The 20497-nt window shown below is 69.3% G+C and carries 22 protein-coding genes; 7 read left to right on the forward strand and 15 right to left on the reverse strand.

Annotation, left to right across the window (positions count from 1 at the left end; translation table 11 throughout):
* The first annotated feature begins 40 nt into the window (after positions 1–40).
* The 4 genes from LK09_RS07055 to LK09_RS07070 all read left to right on the forward strand — a co-directional run bounded on the left by LK09_RS07055 (position 41) and on the right by LK09_RS07070 (position 4630).
* Positions 41–814: a FadR/GntR family transcriptional regulator gene (locus LK09_RS07055; protein ID WP_039398242.1), complete on the forward strand. Its 774-nt coding sequence runs from the start codon at positions 41–43 to the stop codon at positions 812–814.
* Positions 792–1499, forward strand: a complete 708-nt coding sequence (locus LK09_RS07060; protein ID WP_156138671.1) for a PDC sensor domain-containing protein — start codon at positions 792–794, stop codon at positions 1497–1499. Before LK09_RS07055 ends, LK09_RS07060 begins: the two co-directional genes overlap by 23 nt.
* Positions 1500–1605: 106 nt before the next feature.
* Positions 1606–2970 carry an NAD-dependent succinate-semialdehyde dehydrogenase gene (locus LK09_RS07065; RefSeq protein WP_039397440.1) on the forward strand — a complete coding sequence of 455 codons (1365 nt, stop codon included), beginning with the start codon at positions 1606–1608 and terminating at the stop codon, positions 2968–2970.
* Between the two features lie 124 nt (positions 2971–3094).
* The gene (locus LK09_RS07070) at positions 3095–4630 is read left to right on the forward strand and encodes an APC family permease (protein WP_039397442.1); all 1536 of its coding nucleotides are present in this window, start codon (positions 3095–3097) and stop codon (positions 4628–4630) included.
* Between the two features lie 33 nt (positions 4631–4663).
* Here the strand turns inward: LK09_RS07070 and LK09_RS07075 are convergent, their stop codons facing one another.
* From LK09_RS07075 to prmC, 13 genes are all read right to left on the reverse strand, one after another.
* Positions 4664–5422: a YaaA family protein gene (locus LK09_RS07075; protein ID WP_039397444.1), complete on the reverse strand. Its 759-nt coding sequence runs from the start codon at positions 5420–5422 to the stop codon at positions 4664–4666.
* Between the two features lie 122 nt (positions 5423–5544).
* The gene (locus tag LK09_RS07080) at positions 5545–5808 is read right to left on the reverse strand and encodes a F0F1 ATP synthase subunit epsilon (protein ID WP_039397446.1); all 264 of its coding nucleotides are present in this window, start codon (positions 5806–5808) and stop codon (positions 5545–5547) included.
* 1 nt (position 5809) lies between these two features.
* Positions 5810–7261, reverse strand: a complete 1452-nt coding sequence (gene atpD, locus LK09_RS07085; protein ID WP_039397448.1) for a F0F1 ATP synthase subunit beta — start codon at positions 7259–7261, stop codon at positions 5810–5812.
* A 21-nt stretch (positions 7262–7282) separates the two neighbouring features.
* Positions 7283–8179 (reverse strand): F0F1 ATP synthase subunit gamma, encoded by an 897-nt coding sequence (locus tag LK09_RS07090; RefSeq protein ID WP_039397449.1) that lies wholly within the window; start codon positions 8177–8179, stop codon positions 7283–7285.
* Positions 8180–8184: 5 nt separating this feature from the next.
* Positions 8185–9828, reverse strand: coding sequence for a F0F1 ATP synthase subunit alpha (gene atpA, locus LK09_RS07095; RefSeq protein WP_039397451.1), 1644 nt, complete (start codon positions 9826–9828; stop codon positions 8185–8187).
* A 62-nt stretch (positions 9829–9890) separates the two neighbouring features.
* Positions 9891–10682, reverse strand: coding sequence for a F0F1 ATP synthase subunit delta (locus tag LK09_RS07100; protein WP_039397453.1), 792 nt, complete (start codon positions 10680–10682; stop codon positions 9891–9893).
* Entirely contained in the window at positions 10682–11230 is a 549-nt protein-coding gene (locus LK09_RS07105) for a F0F1 ATP synthase subunit B (RefSeq protein WP_039397455.1), read from the reverse strand. The genes LK09_RS07100 and LK09_RS07105 overlap by 1 nt, the downstream gene beginning before the upstream one ends.
* Before the next feature lie 30 nt (positions 11231–11260).
* Positions 11261–11482 (reverse strand): F0F1 ATP synthase subunit C, encoded by a 222-nt coding sequence (gene atpE / locus LK09_RS07110; RefSeq protein ID WP_039397457.1) that lies wholly within the window; start codon positions 11480–11482, stop codon positions 11261–11263.
* 48 nt (positions 11483–11530) lie between these two features.
* Positions 11531–12376, reverse strand: coding sequence for a F0F1 ATP synthase subunit A (atpB, locus tag LK09_RS07115; protein WP_231562974.1), 846 nt, complete (start codon positions 12374–12376; stop codon positions 11531–11533).
* A 107-nt stretch (positions 12377–12483) separates the two neighbouring features.
* On the reverse strand, positions 12484–12978 hold the full coding sequence (locus LK09_RS07120; RefSeq protein WP_052226481.1) for a hypothetical protein: 495 nt from the start codon (positions 12976–12978) through the stop codon (positions 12484–12486).
* Entirely contained in the window at positions 12975–14129 is a 1155-nt protein-coding gene (locus LK09_RS07125; protein WP_039397459.1) for an MraY family glycosyltransferase, read from the reverse strand. Before LK09_RS07125 ends, LK09_RS07120 begins: the two co-directional genes overlap by 4 nt.
* Positions 14126–14815 (reverse strand): L-threonylcarbamoyladenylate synthase, encoded by a 690-nt coding sequence (locus LK09_RS07130; RefSeq protein WP_039397461.1) that lies wholly within the window; start codon positions 14813–14815, stop codon positions 14126–14128. Before LK09_RS07130 ends, LK09_RS07125 begins: the two co-directional genes overlap by 4 nt.
* Before the next feature lie 56 nt (positions 14816–14871).
* Positions 14872–15756, reverse strand: coding sequence for a peptide chain release factor N(5)-glutamine methyltransferase (gene prmC, locus LK09_RS07135; RefSeq protein WP_039397463.1), 885 nt, complete (start codon positions 15754–15756; stop codon positions 14872–14874).
* A 112-nt stretch (positions 15757–15868) separates the two neighbouring features.
* Here prmC and cysK point away from each other — a divergent pair, with 112 nt between their 5' ends.
* Positions 15869–16810: a cysteine synthase A gene (gene cysK, locus LK09_RS07140; protein WP_039397465.1), complete on the forward strand. Its 942-nt coding sequence runs from the start codon at positions 15869–15871 to the stop codon at positions 16808–16810.
* 20 nt (positions 16811–16830) lie between these two features.
* On the forward strand, positions 16831–17382 hold the full coding sequence (epsC, locus tag LK09_RS07145; RefSeq protein WP_039397467.1) for a serine O-acetyltransferase EpsC: 552 nt from the start codon (positions 16831–16833) through the stop codon (positions 17380–17382).
* 161 nt (positions 17383–17543) lie between these two features.
* Here the strand turns inward: epsC and LK09_RS07150 are convergent, their stop codons facing one another.
* Positions 17544–18329 carry an SDR family NAD(P)-dependent oxidoreductase gene (locus LK09_RS07150; protein WP_039397469.1) on the reverse strand — a complete coding sequence of 262 codons (786 nt, stop codon included), beginning with the start codon at positions 18327–18329 and terminating at the stop codon, positions 17544–17546.
* A 109-nt stretch (positions 18330–18438) separates the two neighbouring features.
* Here LK09_RS07150 and LK09_RS07155 point away from each other — a divergent pair, with 109 nt between their 5' ends.
* Positions 18439–19047 (forward strand): TetR family transcriptional regulator, encoded by a 609-nt coding sequence (locus LK09_RS07155; protein ID WP_039397471.1) that lies wholly within the window; start codon positions 18439–18441, stop codon positions 19045–19047.
* Between the two features lie 53 nt (positions 19048–19100).
* Here LK09_RS07155 and LK09_RS07160 read toward each other — a convergent pair whose 3' ends face one another.
* Complete coding sequence (locus tag LK09_RS07160; protein ID WP_052226482.1) at positions 19101–20465, reverse strand: cation:dicarboxylate symporter family transporter; 1365 nt, start codon at positions 20463–20465, stop codon at positions 19101–19103.
* Positions 20466–20497 lie beyond the last annotated feature (32 nt).

A 20497-nucleotide genomic window follows, 5' to 3' on the forward strand; every position in this document is an offset into this window, starting at 1 on the left:
AACCCCCGCCTCCCCGAACCGCTCGGCTATCGTGAAGCACGTGTCCTCCAAGGTCGGCCCCGGCGCACGCGAAGCGGTGTTCGCGCAGCTCTCCGACGCCGGTCGCGCCCAGCAGGTCGCGCAGCGCCTCGCCGACGGCATCGCGCTCGGCGTCCTGGCCCCCGGCGAGCGCCTCCCGAGCGAGCCCGAACTGGCCCGCCGGTTCGGCGTCGCCGTCATCACCGTGCGCGAGGGGCTCGGCATCCTGCGCGACGCCGGCCTCGTGCAGACCCGGCGCGGACGCGACGGCGGCAGCTTCGTCGCCGTCGACGAGGATGCCGAGCACAACGGCCTCCTCACCACCCGCCTGCGCGCCCTCAGCCAGGTCGAGATCGACGACATGGGCGTCTACTTCACCGCGATCATCGGCGCGGCCGCCGAGAGATCGGCGGATCGCGCGGCTCCGCTCGACGCCCCGCGGCTGTCCGCCTGGCTCGAGGACGCCGGATTCGACGACCCCGCCTCGGCGCGCACCACGCAGAGCGGGTTCTTCCTCGAGCTCGCCGTGCTGAGTCAGTCTCCCCGTCTCGTGCGCGAGCAGATCCGGCTTCAGGCGGACCTCGGACCGGTGCTGCTGCTCGGCCTCGCCTCCGCCGACCTGCGGCAGGACGCGCTCGCGCAGAACCGCCGGATCGTGCGGGCCATCGCCGAGGGACGCCCGGCCCGGGCGCGGGATGCCGCCGCCACCCTCGTCGGCCTGCTCACCGCGCGCGTGCTGGTCGCGAAGGCGGCCCTCGAGAAGGGAACCGGCCGTGACGAGCCCCTCAGCGCCTGACCTCGTGACCCTCGTCGACGACACGGTGCGCGGCGTCTTCGCCCAGCTGGACGACTGGCGCACCCGCATCGAGGAGACCCTGGCGACCGAGCCGCGTGCCGCCGAGCTCGACGAGACCGTCGCCGCGCTCGTGCTCCCCGCGCTCGCCGCCGACGACGCCCTGCTGACCGGCGCCGGATTCATCGCCGACGCCGACGTGCTCGGCACGCGCGGCGTGCACTTCGCCTGGTGGCTGGGACCGCTCGAGGACAACCCGGTGCTCGGCGCCACCACCGAGCCGACCCGTCTGGATCTGTCCACCCGCGGCTACACGGAGTACCTGCGCGACTTCCGGTCGCTGGAGTGGTTCCGGGTGCCGACGACGACCTTCCAGGCGCACGTCACCGGACCCTTCGTCGACCACCTGTGCACCTGCGAGTACATGCTCACCTTCACCTCGCCGGTACGGCTTCCCGGTGACGGGGCCGTCGCGGGCGTCGTCGGCGCCGATGTCGCGGTGCGCCGCCTGGAGCGCGAAGTGCTGCCCGCTCTGCTGCGCGCGGAGCAGCCTGCGGCGCTCGTGGGTGAACACGGCCGGGTCATCGTCTCGACCGCGCCGGGGATGCCGGTGGCATCCCTCGTCCCCGCGGATGCCGCGCGATTCGCGTGCGCGACCGCTCCGTTCGCGATCGTCCCGGCTCCGTGAGCGGCGGATCCGGAATTCGCACTCCCGCTCAATCATTCGCTGGTATATGTTTTAGTGAGTTCGCGGTGTGGCGACGCCCGCCGCGTGGAACCGAAGGAGCAACCCCATGACCTACGCGGTGATCAACCCCGCAACCGGCGAGACCGTCAAGACCTACGAAGGGCTCACCGACGAAGGCCTCCAGGCGGCGATCACGGCAGCGTCCGAGGCGCACAGCGGCTGGTCGAAGTCCTCGACCGTCGCCGAGCGCGCTGCGCTCATCCGCCGTGTCGGCGAGCTGCACAACGAGCGTGTCGACGAGCTCGCCGCCATCATCGTGCGCGAGATGGGCAAGCCGCTCGAGCAGGCCGTCGGCGAGGTCGAATTCTCCGCCGCGATCTACGAGTACTACGCCGACAACGCCGAGAAGCTCCTCGCGGACGAGAAGATCGAGCTGCTCGCCGGCGAGGGCTCGGCGTTCGTGCGCCGCTCGTCGCTGGGCGTGCTGCTGGGCATCATGCCGTGGAACTTCCCCTACTACCAGGTCGCCCGGTTCGCCGGCCCGAACCTGATCATCGGCAACACGATCCTCCTCAAGCACGCCGAGCAGTGCCCCGAGTCGGCCGCGGCGATCCAGCAGATCTTCCTGGATGCGGGCTTCCCCGAGGGCGCGTACGTCAACATCTACGCCTCGCACGACCAGATCGCCACCGTGATCGCCGACCCGCGCGTGCAGGGCGTCTCGCTCACCGGCTCCGAGCGCGCCGGCGCCGCCGTCGCCGAGATCGCCGGCCGCTACCTCAAGAAGGTCGTGCTGGAGCTGGGCGGCTCGGACCCCTTCATCCTCCTGTCCACCGACGACCTGGACGCGACCGTGCAGGCCGCCGTCGTGGGCCGCTTCGACAACAACGGGCAGGCCTGCAACGCGGCCAAGCGCTTCATCGTCGCCGACGACCTGTACGACGCGTTCCTGGAGAAGTTCCGCGCGGCGGTCGACGGCATCACCTTCGGCGACCCGTCGCAGCCGGGTGCCGAGCTCGGTCCGCTGTCGAGCCTCAAGGCCGCCGACATCCTGACCGACCAGGTCGATCGCGCCGTCGCCCAGGGCGCGACCGTGCACAGCGCCGGCACCCGTGACGGCGCCTGGTACCCCGCGACGATCCTCACCGACGTCAAGCCCGGCTCGGACGCCTTCCACGAGGAGTTCTTCGGCCCGGTCGCGCAGGTCTTCCGCGTGAAGAACGAGGAGGAGGCGGTGGCCCTGGCCAACGACACGCCGTTCGGCCTCGGCTCGTACGTGTTCACGACGGATGCCGACCAGGCCCTGCGCGTGGCGGACGCCATCGAGGCCGGCATGGTCTTCGTGAACGTCGTCGGCGCGGACGGCGCTGAGCTGCCGTTCGGCGGCGTGAAGCGCAGCGGCTCGGGCCGGGAGCTCGGCCGCTTCGGCGCCGACGAGTTCGTCAACAAGAAGATGATCCGCATCGGCTGAGGCTCTCCCTGCCCGAAGCCCGGGATCACCCGAATCCCCCCAAGGGGATGCACGGCGCCGCCTCCGTCGCGGGGCGGCGTCGTGCATCCCGCAGCACCACCCACCCGAAAGAGGCAAGACACTGATGTCTTCCGAACCCGCAAAGTCCGCGTCGCTCGATGACACGGCCCACCTCGAAGTCCTCGGCTACCAGGAGAACTTCAACCGTTCGATGAGCCTGTGGGCGAACTTCGCCCTCGGCTTCACCTACCTCTCCCCGCTCGTCGGCGTGTACTCGCTGTTCGCCGTCGCGCTGTCGGTCGGCGGCCCCCCGTCGATCTTCTGGATCTTCATCGTCGGCGCCGGGCAGCTGCTCGTCTCGCTGGTCTTCGGCGAAGTCGTCTCGCAGTACCCCATCCATGGCGGCATCTACCCCTGGGCGCGTCGCCTGTGGGGTCGCCGGTACGCCTGGATGGCCGCCTGGGTCTACATCTGGGCGATGATCGTCACGATCACCGCCGTCGCACAGTACGGATCCGGATTCCTCGGCAGCCTGTTCTCGATCCCCTCGACGCCGCTGACCACGCTGGTGCTCACGCTCGCGCTGCTGCTGGTCGCGCTGGCGCTCAACTTCACCGGCACCAAGACGATGGCGCGCGTCGCGCAGATCGGTCTCGCCGCGGAACTCGTCGGCGTCATCGGCGTGGGCCTCTACCTGCTGATCTTCCAGCGCAAGCAGCCCTTCAGCATCTTCTTCGACACGATGGGCGTCGAAGGCAATGGGAGCTACGTCACCGCGTTCCTGGGTGCCGCCCTCGCGGGTCTGTTCCTCTTCTACGGCTTCGAGGCCTGCGGCGACGTCGCCGAAGAGGTCGCCCGCCCGGCGATCCGCATCCCGCGCGCCATGATGATGACGATCCTCGTCGGCGGCGTGTCGGCGCTGTTCTCCTTCGGCGGCTACGTGCTCGCCGCTCCCGACCTGCCGGCGATCGTCTCCGGCAAGGACACCGACCCGATCCCCAGCATCCTCGAGTCGACCCTCGGCCCGGTCGGGGCGAAGATCTTCCTCGTCGTGGCCGTCACCGCGTTCATCTCGTGCGTGCTCAGCCTGCAGGCAGCTGCCAGCCGTCTGCTGTACTCGTTCGCCCGCGACGGGATGATCCCCGGTCACCGCTGGCTGTCGAAGGTCACGCCGAACACGAAGATCCCCGCCAACGCGCTCATCGTGGCGTGCACGGTGCCGGCGCTGATCTCGGTGCTCGTGTTCTTCAACGAGGCGATCCTCAACTCGGTGACCGCGTTCGCGGTGCTCGGGATCTACGTCGCCTTCCAGATGGTGGTGCTCGCATCCCTGCGCCAGCGCTTCAAGGGCTGGAAGCCCGCCGGCCCGTTCTCGCTCGGCCGCGCCGGGATCATCGTCAACATCGTCGCGCTCGCCTATGGCCTCTTCGCGATGTGGCTGCTGATCCAGCCCGGAGCCACCGGCAACTTCTTCACCGACTGGATCGTGCTCATCGGTCTCGCCGTCGTCCTGGGAACGGGTCTCATCTACCTGTTCAGCGCCCGTCCCGACCGACTGTCGCACGCCCCCGCCGGCGACGCGATCGCCGTCGCCGAGGCGATCCGGGCGCGCACCGGTGCGAACCGCACCGTGGAGAGCGAGTCCGCCCCGACCCCGTAGGAGGGATCGCACCGGCAGCCGGGTGGGCCCGACCTAGACGACCAGGTCGAGCTCACCCGGCTTCTGCGTGGCGCTGGCGCGCAGATCGAGGCCGGATGCCGCGGCCCACGCCTGCAGCCCGGCGATCCCAGAGATCCGCGGCCGGCTGCTGGCGAGCAGACGGACCAGCTCGCCCTTCGCATGCTTGTTGAAGTGGTTGAGGGCCCGCGTGGTGCCGTCCTCCCCCGCGGTCACCACACGCAGGAACACGCTCGGCACACCCGCGGGGATCGGGCCGAGGGCCGCATACGCCTCGGAGCGCAGATCCAGGACGAACCGCGGCGCGCGGGCCGCCAGAGCGCTCTCCACTGCCGCCGCCCACACCCGCCGCAGGGCCGGGATGCCCGGCACCGACGTCCCCGCTCCCAGCCGATACGCCGGAATCGGGTCGAGCGCCCCGACGGGGCCGAACGGAGCGGACTGGATCATCACGTGGCCGCCCAGCCAGCGGCGGGCGGACGAATCCAGCGTCGCGGCATCCAGCGCGTCGAAGAGCACGCCCGTGTAGCGGTACACGGCCGGCATCGTGGGACCGGTGCGCAGCGCGGCGTTGTGGGCGATGTCACCGCGCTGCCGGTCGCTGAGCTTCAGCACGCGCGCGGACGCTTCCTCATCGGCGGCCAGCGCGACCAGCGCATCGATCACGGCGTCGCGCTCGGGAGTGAGCGCCGGCAGCGCGAGCCGGGACAGATCGAGCGGGCGACCGCGGCCGCCCGGATGCTTGGTCTCGGACGGGGGCAGCAGCACCAGCATCCGTCGTTCCTCTCTTGCACAGACGAAGACGCCGGGCAGGCCCGACCTCGCGGTCGGGGCATGCCCGGCGTCTTTCGGCCTTCAGCGGCCTCGAGGACCGGCCGAAGGTGAGACGGCCTGAATCAGGCGATCAGCGCGGCGGAGCCGGCGACGATCGTCACCTCGTTGTCCGCCATCGACAGGAAGCCGTCCTGTGCGTTGGCGATCACCTTGGTGCCGTCCTCGCGCGTGATGCGCACCTCGCCCTCGGCGAGGATCGCCAGCACCGGCTCGTGACCGGCCATGAAGCCGATCTCGCCGATCACGGTCCTGGCCACGACGAGGGATGCCTCACCCGACCAGACCTCCTGCTCGGCCGAGACCAGACTCACGGACAGCGAAGCCATGTCAGGCGTTCTCCTTCTGGATCTGCGCCCACTTCTCTTCGACGTCGGAGATGCCGCCGACGTTGAAGAACGCCTGCTCGGCGACGTGGTCGAAGTCACCCTTGACGATGGCGTCGAACGACTCGATGGTCTCCTTGATCGGGACCGTGGACCCCTCGACACCGGTGAACTTCTTCGCCATGTAGGTGTTCTGCGAGAGGAACTGCTGGATGCGGCGCGCACGCGACACCGTGATCTTGTCCTCTTCGGAGAGCTCGTCGACACCGAGGATCGCGATGATCTCCTGCAGCTCCTTGTTCTTCTGCAGGATCTGCTTCACGGCCGTGGCCACGCGGTAGTGGTCGGCGCCGATGTAGCGCGGGTCGAGGATGCGGCTCGTCGAGGTGAGCGGGTCGATCGCCGGGTACAGACCCTTCGACGCGATCTCACGCGAGAGCTCGGTGGTGGCGTCGAGGTGGGCGAACGTGGTCGCCGGCGCCGGGTCGGTGTAGTCGTCGGCGGGCACGTAGATCGCCTGCAGCGAGGTGATCGAGTGACCGCGCGTCGAGGTGATGCGCTCCTGGAGCACACCCATCTCGTCGGCGAGGTTCGGCTGGTAACCCACCGCGGACGGCATACGGCCGAGGAGCGTCGACACCTCGGAACCGGCCTGCGTGAAGCGGAAGATGTTGTCGATGAACAGCAGCACGTCCTGCTTCTGCACGTCGCGGAAGTACTCCGCCATCGTCAGGGCCGACAGCGCGACGCGCAGACGCGTCCCCGGCGGCTCGTCCATCTGGCCGAACACGAGCGCGGTCTTGTCGAAGACGCCCGCCTCTTCCATCTCGCCGATGAGGTCGTTGCCCTCACGGGTGCGCTCACCGACACCGGCGAACACCGACACACCACCGTGGTCCTGCGCCACGCGCTGGATCATCTCCTGGATGAGGACGGTCTTGCCGACGCCCGCACCACCGAAGAGGCCGATCTTTCCACCCTGCACGTACGGGGTCAGGAGGTCGATCGACTTGATGCCGGTCTCGAACATCTCGGTCTTGGACTCGAGCTGGTCGAACGACGGCGCCTGGCGGTGGATGCCCCAGCGCTCGGTGATCTCGACGGTCTCGCCGGGCTCGAGGTTGAGGATCTCGCCGGTGACGTTGAACACCTTGCCCTTGGTGACGTCGCCCACGGGAACCGTGATCGGGCCGTGGGTGTCGCGCACCTCCTGGCCGCGGACGATGCCGTCGGTCGGCTTCAGGGAGATGGCGCGAACCAGGTCGTCGCCCAGGTGCTGCGAGACCTCGAGGGTGATCTCGGTCGACTCGTCGCCGATCGTGATCGTGGTCTTCAGCGCGTTGTAGATGTCGGGGATGGCATCGTGCGGGAACTCGATGTCGACGACGGGCCCGGTGACCCGCGCGACGCGGCCGACGACCGCGGTCGCCTGCTCGTCCGGTGCGGTGAGAGTCATTGTCTTCTCTTTCGTATGGTCTTACTTGCCCGACGCCAGAGCGTCGGCCCCGCCGACGATCTCGGCGATCTGCTGCGTGATCTCCGCCTGACGCGCGTTGTTGCGCAGGCGGGTGTAGTCGGTGATGAGCTTGTCGGCGTTGTCGCTGGCCGACTTCATCGCCTTCTGCGTCGCCGCGTGCTTGGACGCGGCGGACTGCAGGAGGGCGTTGAAGATGCGGCTCTGGATGTAGATCGGCAGAAGCGCGTCCAGCACCTCGACGCCGTCCGGCTCGAACTCGAAGATCGGGAACGCCGTCGCGCTCTCGTGGTCGTCGGGCTCGACGACCTCGAGAGGCAGCAGACGCACAGACTCGGGAGCCTGCGTCATCATGCTGACGAACTTGTTGAAGACGAGGTGGATCTCGTCGACCCCGCCGTCCGCGCCGCCCTTGTCGAAGGCCTCGACGAGGACGCGCCCGATCTCTTCCGCGGTGTGGAAGTGCGGGCTGTCGGTGTCGCCCACCCAGTCCTGCACGTGCGCGACGCGACGGAACTGGAAGTACCCGACGGCCTTGCGGCCGATCAGGTAGAACACCGGCTCGCTGCCGCGCGAGCGCACCAGCTCGGCCAGTTCCAGCCCCTCGCGGATGATCTGCGAGTTGAACGCACCGGCGAGACCACGATCCGACGAGAAGATGACGATCGCGGAGCGACGCACCTGCTCGGGCTCGCGGGTCAGCGGGTGGTCCACGTTGGAGTACGTGGACACCGCCGAGACCGCACGGGTCACCGCGCGCTCATACGGACCCGAGGCGTTGACCCGCCCCAGGGCCTTCTGAATGCGCGAAGCCGCGATGAGCTCCATCGCCTTCGTGATCTTCTTGGTCGTCTGGGCAGAGGCGATCTTCTGCTTGTAGACCCGGAGTTGCGCTCCCATGATCCTTACTCGCTCGCGCCGGCGCGACGGCCCTTGACGATCTTCTCCTGCGAGACGTCACCGGCATCCGCGGCGCCGACCTTCTCGGCGCCCACGCCCTCGGACGTGCTGCCCTGGAACTCGAGCAGGAACGCGTCGGTCGCCTTCTCGAGCTCGGCGACGGTGGCGTCGTCCAGGACGTTGGTGTCACGCAGGGTGTCGAGCACCGTCGTGTTCATGCGCAGGTGATCCAGCAGCTCCTTCTCGAAGCGCAGCACGTCCTCGACCTCGATGGTGTCGAGCTTGCCGTTGGTGCCGGCCCAGATCGAGACGACCTGCTCCTCCACCGGGTACGGCGAGTACTGCGGCTGCTTGAGCAGCTCGGTCAGACGCGCGCCGCGGGCGAGCTGGCGCCGCGAGGCGGCATCCAGGTCGGACGCGAACATCGCGAACGCCTCGAGCGAGCGGTACTGGGCCAGCTCGAGCTTGAGCGTGCCGGAGACCTTCTTGATCGACTTGACCTGAGCGTCACCGCCGACGCGCGAGACCGAGATGCCCACGTCGACCGCGGGACGCTGGTTGGCGTTGAAGAGGTCGGACTGAAGGAAGATCTGGCCGTCGGTGATCGAGATCACGTTGGTCGGGATGTACGCCGAGACGTCGTTCGCCTTGGTCTCGATGATCGGCAGGCCCGTCATCGAACCGGCGCCGAGCTCGTCGGACAGCTTCGCGCAGCGCTCGAGCAGACGCGAGTGCAGGTAGAAGACGTCACCCGGGTACGCCTCGCGGCCCGGCGGGCGGCGCAGGAGGAGCGACACGGCGCGGTACGCCTCGGCCTGCTTCGACAGGTCGTCGAAGATGATGAGGACGTGCTTGCCGCCGTACATCCAGTGCTGGCCGATGGCCGAACCGGTGTAGGGAGCGAGGTACTTGAAGCCGGCCGGGTCGGAGGCCGGAGCGGCGACGATGGTGGTGTACTCCATCGCGCCGGCGTCCTCGAGCGCACCCTTGACGGACGCGATCGTGGAGCCCTTCTGACCGATCGCGACGTAGATGCAGCGGACCTGCTTGTTCTCGTCGCCGGACTCCCAGTTGGCCTTCTGGTTGATGATCGTGTCGATCGCCAGGGCCGTCTTGCCGGTCTGGCGGTCGCCGATGATGAGCTGACGCTGACCGCGGCCGACCGGGATCATCGCGTCGATCGCCTTGACACCGGTCTGCAGCGGCTCGTGCACGCTCTTGCGCTGCATGACGCCGGGCGCCTGCAGCTCGAGCGCGCGGACGCCCTCGCTGGCGATGGAGCCGAGGCCGTCGATCGGCTGGCCGAGCGGGTCGACCACACGGCCGAGGTAGGCGTCGCCCACCGGGACCGAGAGCACCTCACCGGTGCGGGTGACCTGCTGACCGGCCTCGATGCCGGCGAAGTCGCCGAGGACGACGACACCGATCTCGTGCTCGTCGAGGTTCAGGGCCAGGCCCTTGGTGCCGTCCGCGAACGTCACGAGCTCGTTGGCCATGACGCCCGGCAGGCCCTCGACGTGGGCGATGCCGTCGGCGGCGTCCACGACGGTGCCGACCTCGGTCGCCGCAGCGCCCGTGGGCTCGTAGGCCGCGACGAAGTCCTTCAGCGCGTCACGGATGACGTCGGGGCTGATGGAGAGTTCTGCCATTGTCTTCCTTCGTTCGTGGGGCCGCGGCCCCGAAATCTCCGCCGTCGCGGCGGGAAAGTCTGTCAGCCGGCCAGTCTCTGGCGCAGCTCGGAGAGCCGGGTCGAGACACTGCCGTCGATGACGTCGTCGGCGATCTGCACGCGCAGGCCTCCGACGATCGTGGGGTCGACCACGGTGTTCAGCGACACCTGCGTGTCGTAGCGGGATGCCAGCGCGGCGGTGAGCCGCTGCTGCTGGTCTGCTCCCAGTGCCACCGCGGTGTAGACCGTCGCGACCGTGCGACCGCGCTGGGCTGCGGCGAGCCGCATCCCCCGCGAGAGCAGGTCGCGCACCCGGCGCTCGCGCGGCTGACGCACGAGGGACGAGGCCACCAGGATGCTCGCGTCGCTCGCGCGCCCCGTGAGCAGCGAGCGGACGAGGTCGCCTTTCGCGTCGGAGTCGCCGAGGCGGCTGCCGAGCGCGAGCTCGAGCTCCGGGTTCGCGGCGACGACGCGCGAGAAGGCGAACAGCTCGCCCTCCACGTCGGCCTCCGGGGCGGCCTTCGCCGCCGCCCGGACAGCGAGCTCCTCGACGCCGTCGACCAGGTCGGCCGGAGCGGACCAGGACTGGGTGGCGGCGACGGAGATCAGCTGCGTGGCGGTCGACGAGAGCGCGGGGCCGAAGACGTCGGCGACGACCTTCGAGCGTGCCTCGACGGACGCGGCCGAGTCGGCGAGGGCGCCGGCCAGCTGCGACGAGTCGCCGAGGGCACGCGCGGCTGCGAACAGCTCACGCGCGACCCCGAGGTCGACGCCCCGCGCGGCATCCAGCGCCGCGGTGGACGCGGCGACGGCCTGAGTGGTCGCGCTGCCCATTACGCCTTCCCTGCCGTCTCGGGGACCTCGAGTTCGGCGAGGAAGCGGTCCACGACCGCCTGTGCCTTCGCGTCGTCGGAGAGCGACTCGCCGATCACGCCGCCAGCGAGATCGATCGCCATGGTGCCGACCTCGCTGCGCAGCGAGACGAACGCGGTCTGGCGCTCGGCCTCGATCTGAGCGTGGGCGGCGGCGGTGACGCGAGCGGCCTCGGCCTGAGCGTTCTCACGCAGCTCGGCGAGGATCTTCGCGCCGTCGGCACGAGCCTGCTCGCGGATCGCAGCGGCCTCGCCGCGCGCGTCGGCGAGCTTGGCCGTGTACTCCTCGAGGGCTGCGGTGGCCTTGGCCTGCGCCTCATCGGCGCGCTTGATGCCGCCTTCGATCGCGTCGGCACGGGCGTCGAGCGCCTTGTTCATGCTCGGCAGGATCTTCCAGATGACGAAGACCAGAACGATCAAGAACGCGATCGTGCCCCAGATCAGGTCCGGCAGCGTGGGGATGATCGGGTTCTGGCTCTCCGCGGCCATGAGGACGAATGCGCTGTGCATTCAGACTCCCTTGTGCTTAGCGGGCCGAAATTACGGCTTGGGGAACGGGATGAAGGCGACCGCGATGGCGATGAAGCAGAGCGCCTCGGTCAGTGCGATACCGAGGAACATGAGGCTCGACAGGCGGCCCTGGAGCTCGGGCTGACGGGCGACCGACTCGATGGTCTTACCGACGATGATGCCCACGCCGATACCGGAGCCGATGACGGCGAGACCGAAGGCGAGCGGGGCGAGTTGTCCGACGATGTTCACGGAACGGGTTTCCTTTCGAAGGGGGTCTTCAGAGTTCGGATCTGGTGATCAGTGCTCTTCAGCGACCGACAGCTGAATGTAAATGGCGGAGAGGATGGCGAAGACGTATGCCTGCAGCGCGGCGACGAACAGGTCGAGAACCGTGAAGGCGACGCCGAATGCGAACGAGCCGAATCCGAGCAGGCCCAGCAGGTTGCCGTTCGCGAGCACCGTGAAGAAGAAGAACTGGGTCGCGCTGAAGCAGAGGACGACCAGCATGTGGCCGGAGACCATGTTCATCGTGAGTCGCAGTGCCAGCGTGACCGGGCGGACGATGAAGGTCGACAGGAACTCGAGCGGCGTCAGCAGGAAGTAGAGCGGCCACGGCACACCCGGAAGGAAGAGCGAGTCCTTGAGGAACCGGAAGCCCTTCTCTTTGAAGCCCGCGTAGATGAACATGACCCACGCGATGATCGCCATGACGACCGGCAGACCGATGGCCGCTGTTCCCGCGATCTGCAGACCCGGGATCGAACCGACCAGGTTCATGCCGAGGATCGTGAAGAAGAACGTCATGATGATCGGCTCGTAGCGACGACCGCGCTCCTCGCCGAGGTTGTCGAAGATGACGCCCTTGCGGACGAACATGAAGAGGAACTCGAACGCAGCCTGGCCGCGGCCCGGGACGATCTTCATGTTGCGCGTGGCGAGCCACATGAGGAGAATCAGCACGACGACCACCAGCAGGCGGATCACCATGATGCGGTTCAGCTCGAAGGGAGTGCCTTCGAAGAGCAGAGCCGGCGGGAAGAAGTCGTCGATGGACGGGCCGTGAAACCCGGAGTCATCGGTCGCGGCGTTGGCGATCAGTGAAGCGACGTGAGTAAACAGCGTGAGGCTCCGGCTTCGGGGCACCGGAAAGCCGGTGCGACAGCGAGTAGGTTTTCAGCCGGTACCCTGCGCGCACCCGTGGTGCACCCAGTCTCAACGGCCAAGGCAAGCCTATCAAGAAATCTTCAGGTTCACGAACCTGGGCGGTCGTCCGAGGAATTCTCCTCGGGGTTCGACGTGGGCAGCGCGACCTCGCCGACGTACGGCACGCGGGCTCGCGCGAAGACGACGATGTCCACCACGAGCGACACCAGGACGCCCGCCACGGCGCAGAAGAAGAACACGTACGGGGCGATCCACGGCTGCCCGCGCAGGGTCAGCAGCACGACGAAGAAGATCACGACCTTGACGAACCAGCCGCCCAGGACGATCGCGAAGTACGCGGTCGAGAGCAGTTCACCGCCGCCCACGCGCTGTCCGATCAGCATGGTCACCGCCGTGAGGCCGAGGAAGACCGCGGCCATGAGCACGCCGACCAGGGCGCTCCATACGCCGTCGGCGCCGGCCACGGCCCAGCCGATGAGCGCGGCGACCACGGCCAGCGCGCCCTCGATGAGAAGGCTCCAGCGCAGTGTCGAGCGCAGGATCGCATTGACGTTCGGGTGGGCGTTCGGGTCAGCGGTCATAGCGCGGCCTCCGGTCGGGGAACGCGCTTGCGGCTGCGACGCTTGCGCGGAGAGATCGTCACCACCAGGCAGGCCGCGGCGCCGACGACGCCGTACGCGACGCCGATCCAATACGCTCCGGGCCAGCCCTGACGGGACGCGAGGTACATGAGCAGCACGGCGAGGCCGATGATGGCCGTCCATGCGTAGAAGATGAGGACCGCGGCACGATCGCTGTGGCCCATGTCGAGCATCCGGTGGTGCAGGTGCTTGCGGTCGGGCGAGAACGGGGACTTGCCCGCCCAGAGGCGCCGGACGACCGCGGAGCCGAAGTCGATGAGCGGGAGGATGACCACCGCGATCGGCAGCAGGATCGGGATGAAGGCACCGAGCAGCTGCGAGCGGCCGAGGTCTTCGCTGGTGACCGTCGGCCACTGCGCGGTGATGGCCAGGGCGGAGGTCGCCATCAGCAGGCCGATCAGCAGTGCGCCGGCATCCCCCATGAACATCTTCGCCTTGCTCCAGTTCAAGGGCAGGAACCCGGCGCACGCGCCGACGAGGGTGGCCGCGAGGAAGGAGGCGAGGTTGAAGTAGGTGCTGGCTCCGATGTCGCGCACCAGCAGATAGGAGTACACGAAGAAGATCGCGTTGGCGATGAGGCAGACGCCGGTGAGGAGTCCGTCGAGGCCGTCGATGAAGTTGACCGCGTTCATGACGACGACGATCGCGAGCACGCTGATGGCGAATCCGACGGGACCCGAGATGACCGTCATCCCGCCGATCGGGAGCGCGTACAGCTGGAGCTGGCCCCAGCCGACGACGATGCCGGCGGCGAGGAACTGAGCGCCCAGCTTGATGAACCAGTCGAGGTCCCAGATGTCGTCGGCGACGCCGACGAGCACCGTCAGGGTCATCGCGGCGAGGATGGCGATCATCTGCTGCGGATCGGACCAGATGATCGAGAAGTACGGATTGCCCGCCGAGACCGCCATCGAGGCCGCGATGCCGAGGAACACCGCGATGCCGCCCAGGCGCGGGGTCGGCGTGGTGTGCACGTCACGGGCGCGGATGCCCGGGTACAGCTTGAATTTGAGGGCGATCTGCCAGACCGACCAGGAGAGGACCAGTGTGACGGTGGCCGTCAGCAGGACCGTGAACAGGTACTGCTTCACGCGGCATCGTCTGCGGGGTCGGGGTCCGGCTCGAGCAGATCGCCGACGACCTCGCGCAGCTGCTTCCGGCTGATCGCACCCTCGCGGAGCACCCGGACGACCTGCTCCTCGCCCCCGACGAGGCTTGTCGCATCGACGATCGTCGAGGCGATGCCGGTGAGGCTCGGCCCCGCGTCGAGGTAGACCGACACGCTGTCGCCGAGCATCGCCTCGGCGTCGAACGCGGTGATCGCCGCCGCCTGCCCCGTGAGGTTGGCGCTGGACACGGCGAGAGGGCCGGTCTCCTCGAGCAGCTCGAGGGCGAGCGGATGCGCCGGCATCCGCACCGCCACGGTTCCGTGCGTGTCGCCGAGGTCCCACGTCAGGGACGGCTGGGACGGCAGGACGATGGTCAGGCCGCCCGGCCAGAACGCGTCGACGAGGTCCTCGACGGCGAGGGGCACCTCGGCGACGAGCGCCTGCATCGTGGTGCGACCGGCCACCAGCACCGGCGGCGGCTGCTGCCTGCCGCGGCCCTTCGCTGCCAGGAGGCGGCCGACGGCGACGGCGTTGAAGGCGTCGGCTCCGATGCCGTAGACGGTGTCGGTGGGAAGCACGATGAGGTCGCCGCGACCGACGGCCTGCCGCGCCTGGCGCATGCCGGTGAGCAGCTGCGTCTGGTCGGCGCAGTCAAAGAGTGAGGACATTTCGGTCACATTCTATCGAGAGTGCTTCGGAGCGCCCTGCGAAGGCGCCGCCGCGGTCATGGCCGGATCGCGGTGGTGACGCGGTCGCGCAGAGTCAGGTCGGGGTGGGTGGCGGCGGCACGCCAGCCGTCCGCGGTCAGGATGCCACGGACCCCCTCCCCCTGCCACTCTCCGTGTTCGATCGCGATGAGCCCACCCGATCGCGCGAGACGCAGGCCGGTGCGGCTGAGGACTCGGACGGCGTCGAGGCCGTCCGCGCCCCCGTAGAGAGCCTGCGGCGGATCGAACAGGCGCACCTCCGGATCGCGCGGGATCGCGTCGTCGGGCACGTAGGGCGGGTTCGAGGCGACGACGTCCACCGTTCCGTCGAGCTCCGGGAACGCATCGGCGAGGTCCGCCTGCACGAGCACGACGTCGGGCGCGATCGCGTCGACGTTGCGGCGCGTCCAGGCGATCGCCTCGGCGGAGAGCTCGGCGGCGTGCACCCGGGCGTAGGGGACCTCGGTCGCCATCGCCAGCGCGATCGCGCCGCTGCCCGAGCCCAGGTCGACCGCCACGGGACGGTCGGACGGGACCTGCCGCAGCGCGTCGATCGCGAGTTGCGCGAGCACCTCAGTCTCGGGCCGGGGAACGAAGACCCCGGGCCCGACCCGCAGCTCGAGATGCCGGAACGGCGCCGTGCCGGTGAGATGCTGCAGCGGCTCGCGCGCCACGCGCCGCGCGAGAAGGCCGTCGAACGCGGTGCGGTCGGGCTCCCCCACTCCGTCTCCGCGGATGGATGCCGCCTGCACCTCGCCGCGGCCGATGCCCAGAACGTGGGCGGCGAGGAGCTCGGCATCCACCTGGGGATCGGCGACCCCGGCGGCGGCGAGGGCCTGCGCGGCCTCGCGGAGGAGGTCGGACAGGCGAACGCGGGACGGGGCGTCGGAGGGATGCGGCATCCCTCCATTCTCGCGGGCGCAGGCGTCGCACGACGTCACAATGCCCCGCGCCCGCGAGCCGCGGCCTAGGCTGGCGCTGTCCACCCGACTTGTGCTTCAGGAAAGGCCCGCCATGCCCGGCATCCACTCCGACATCACCACCGCATTCGGCAACACGCCGCTCGTCCGCCTCAACCGCGCGACAGACGGCGCGGAAGGCGAGGTCTACGCGAAGCTGGAGTACTTCAACCCCGGCTCGTCGGTCAAGGACCGCCTCGGCATCGCCATCCTGAATGCGGCAGAGGAGGCCGGAGAGCTGAAGCCCGGCGGCACCGTCGTGGAGGCGACGTCCGGCAACACCGGCATCGCCCTGGCGCTGGCGGGCGCCGCCCGCGGCTACCGCGTCATCCTCACGATGCCGTCCTCCATGTCGGTCGAGCGCCGGCAGCTGCTGGCCCGTTTCGGTGCCGAGCTCGTGCTCACCGACCCGGCCGGCGGCATGAAGCTCGCCGTCGCCGAGGCCGAGCGCATCGCCGCCGAGACGCCCGGCGCCGTGCTCGCCCACCAGTTCGAGAACGCGGCCAACCCGGCCATCCACCGCAAGACCACCGCCGAGGAGATCTGGCGCGACACCGACGGCCAGGTCGACATCTTCGTCGCCGGCATCGGCACCGGCGGCACCATCACCGGCGTCGGCCAGGTGCTCAAGGAGCGCAAGCCCGGCGTGCGGGTGGTCGCGGTCGAGCCCACGGCGTCGCCGCTGCTGTCCACCGGCACCCCGGGGCCGGCGAAGATCCAGGGCATCGGCCCGAACTTCGTGCCGCCCATCCTCGACACCGACATCTACGACGAGGTCGTCACGGTCGAGTTCGACGACGCCATCAGCACGTCGCGCGCCCTCGCCGCCCAGGAGGGCGTCCTGGCCGGCATCTCGTCGGGCGCCGCCGCGTGGGCGGCGATCCAGGTCGCCAAGCGCCCGGAGAACGCAGGCAAGAAGATCGTCGTCGTGCTGCCCGACACGGGCGAGCGCTACCTGTCCACGGCTCTGTTCGAGGACCTGCGCGAACAGGACTGAGATTGACTGTCGCAGGACGAATGCGGGAGGATCTCGCAGCGGCGAAGCTGCGGGATCCTGCCGCGCGCGGCTCCCTCGAGCTCGCCCTCCTGTACCCCGGGCTGCACGCCATCTGGGCGCACCGCGTCTGGCATGCCCTGTGGCTGCGCCGCTGGCGCTTCGTCGCCCGCACCGGGTCGCAGCTCACGCGCTGGCTCACCGGCATCGAGATCCACCCGGGGGCGACGATCGGCCGCCGCTTCTTCATCGACCACGGCATGGGCGTCGTGATCGGCGAGACGGCGGAGATCGGTGACGACGTGATGCTCTACCACGGCGTCACGCTCGGCGGGCGCACGTGGAACAAGGGCAAGAGGCATCCCACGCTCGAAGACGGCGTCGTCGTCGGCTCGGGCGCGAAGGTGCTGGGGCCGATCACCATCGGAGCGCACAGCGCCGTCGGCTCGAACGCGGTCGTCACGCGGGACGCACCGCCCGACTCGGTCGTGGTCGGCATCCCCGCCAAGGCACGCCCGCGTCATGTCGGCGTGGAGACCCGCGCCGAGCTGGCCGCCCCCGAGTACTTCATCTGAGCAGGTCATCCGGCGGACGGCCCCCGTTCAACCGACGACAATGGCACGCTCGCGGCGCACATCTTGTCGGTTGAACGAGCCGCCTCCGCGCTCAACCGACAAGAACGGCACGCTGGCGGCGCAGATCTTGTCGGTGGAACGAGGTGCCTCGGCGCGGCAGGTCACATGTGGGTGCCGCCGTCGATGCGCACCTCGGTACCGGTGATGAACCGACCGTCGTCGCTGGCGAGCATCGCCACGACCGACGCGACCGTCTCGGGCCCGGCGAAGCCCTGGCCGAGGGCGGGCTGCAGCTTCATGAACAGCATCATGTCGGCGTCCTCGGGAAGACCGGGGCCGGCCGACTGGCGACTCTGACCGCTGCCGTCGGTCATGCCCGACGAGATGGAGCCCGGCTGCACCGCGGTGAAGCGGATGCCGTCCTTGGCGTACTCGACCGCGAGCGCGTGGGTCATGGACTGGATGCCGCCCTTGCTGGCCGCGTACGCCGCCATGTAGGGGTGCGCGAACATCGCCGAGGTCGAGCTGAAGTTCACGACGGCCGCGCCGTCGCCCGACCGAAGGGCCGGAATCGCCTCGCGGATGACGAGGAACGTGCCGACGAGGTTCACCCGGAGCACCTGCTCGAACTGCTCGAGGCTCGTCTCGTGCGTGTGCGAGGACCGCAGGATGCCGGCGGCGTTCACCAGCGCGTCCAGGCCTCCCAGCGCGTCGACGGCCGCCGCGACGCCCGCGACCACGGACTGCTCGTCTCCGACGTTCATGACGACGGTGGTGAGGCGGGATGCCGCCTCCCCGGCCTTCGCGACGGTGTCGGCCAGGCCGGCTTCGCTGATATCGGCGGCCACGACCCGGCCGCCCTCCGCCAGCATCCGCAGCACGGTCGCCTGCCCGATCCCGGAGCCTCCTCCGGTGACCAGCACACGGCGTCCTTCGTAACGGTTCATTCGCGTCATCCTCTCTGATCAGCCTTCCGGCGCGATATCCGACACGATACGCCTGTCTGGCACATCGTGCCACTAGTGCACGTTGCGCACTCGGTCGTATCCTGGGGACATGACGGAGAAGCAGCCGACGCCGACACTGACGCAGCGACGCAAGGCGGAGACCGAACTGATCATCGCCCGCGCCGCGGCCGGCCTGTTCACGGCGAACGGGGCGCATGCCACCACTGCGGAGGCGATCGCCGCGGCCTCGGGCATCGCCCTGCGCACGTTCTACCGCTACTTCCGCACCAAGGAGGAGGCCGTCGCACCGCTGCTCACCGTGGGCGCCGAGGGGTGGCGCGCACTGCTGGCCGCGACGCCCCGCGGCATGTCGCTCGAAGACGCCGTCGCCGACGCCATCCGGCGCACGCTGACCGCGCCCCCGGGCGACGAGGGGCTGGCACTCACCCGCGGACTCCTGCTCGCGTGCGGCGAGGATGCCGCCCTGGCAGCGGTCTGGTACCGGGTCAACGGGGAGTCCGAGGCCCGGCTGCTGCCGATCCTCCACGAGCTGTCTCCGCGCACGTCGGCCGTCGACCTGCACCTCATGGCCGCGGCGGCGACGTCCGCCATCCGGATCGCGTTCGAGCTGTGGGCGCCGTCCGACGACCCCGCACCCCCGGCGGATCTCGCCGTGCGCTGCTTCCGCGCGCTGAGCCCGTCGCCGGCATCCCGCTGATCACGCCACCGGCCCCGATGCGAGACGCACGCGGGGCCGGTGGCGGGACGCCGTCAGACGCGCTGCGGCACCGCGGCGTCGCGTTCCGGTGCGGCGCCGTGCGCATCGTCGTCGACGAGGGTGGGCTCGTCGAAGGCCTCCTCGCCGCGCAGGACGCGGCGGGCGCGCTCCGCATCGAACTGGCGCGTCCAGGTGCCGATGAGCACCGTCGCCACGGCGTTGCCGGTGAAGTTGGTGACCGCGCGCCCCTCGGACATGAACCGGTCGACCCCGACGATGACCGCCACACCGTTCACCAGGTCCGGCCGATAGGCCTGGAGTCCGCCGGCGAGCGTTGCAAGCCCGGCACCGGTCACCCCGGCGGCGCCCTTGGACGCGATGATCATGAACACCAGCAGACCGATCTGCTGCGGAATCGCCATCGGCTCGCCCATTCCCGCCGCGATGAACAGCGACGCCATCGTGAGGTAGATGGCCGTGCCGTCCAGGTTGAACGAGTAGCCGGTCGGCACCGTGATCCCGACGACGGACTTCGAGACGCCGACGTGCTCCATCTTCGCCATCAGCCGCGGCAGTGCGACCTCCGACGACGACGTGCCGACGATCAGCAGGTACTCGCGGGCGAGGTACTTGATCAGTGCGAAGATGTTGATGCGCGCCACGGCGAACAGCACGCCTCCCAGCACGACCGCGATGAACAGGAAGCACGTCACGTAGAACGCGACCATCAAGAGGCCGAGGTTCCAGATCGCGGCCGCACCGGTGCTGCCGACGACCGCCGCGATCGCGCCGAACGCGCCGAGCGGCGCCACCCACAGGATCATCCCGAGGATCCGGAACACCAGGTTCTGCAGCTGGGTCACCACCGACAGGATCGGCACGCCCTTGGGCCCCATCTTCTGCAGCGCGAACCCGACGAGCAGCGCGAGGAACAGCACCTGCAGGATGTTGCCCTCGGTGAACGCCGAGAAGAACGTGGTCGGGATGATGCCCAGGATGAAGTCATGGAGGGACTCCGCGCCCCCGGATGCCTCGTAGGTCGCGCCGGTCATGTGGAGCCCGCTGCCGGGCTGGATGATGTTTCCGACGACGAGTCCGATCGCGAGCGCGACGGTGCTCATCACGAGGAAGTACACCAGGGCGAGCCCTCCGATCTTGCCGACCGTGGCGGCCTTCGCGATGGAACCGACGCCGAGCACGATCGTGCAGAAGATGATCGGGGCGATCATCAGGTGGATGAGGGCGACGAAGATCTCGCCCAGAGGCTTGAGTGCGATGCCGGCATCCGGCCAGACGAGGCCCACGACGCAGCCGAGCACGACCGCGAGGATCACGGAGAGGTAGAGCCACGTGTGCTTGTCCCAGCGCCTGCGCGGCTGCGGGAGCCTGGTCGTCGTCGTGCGGGGAAAGAGAGTCATCGTCGCCTCCAGGGAACGTCGGTGTTCGGTGC

This window comes from Microbacterium mangrovi, assembly GCF_000802305.1.
Lineage (GTDB): Bacteria > Actinomycetota > Actinomycetes > Actinomycetales > Microbacteriaceae > Microbacterium > Microbacterium mangrovi.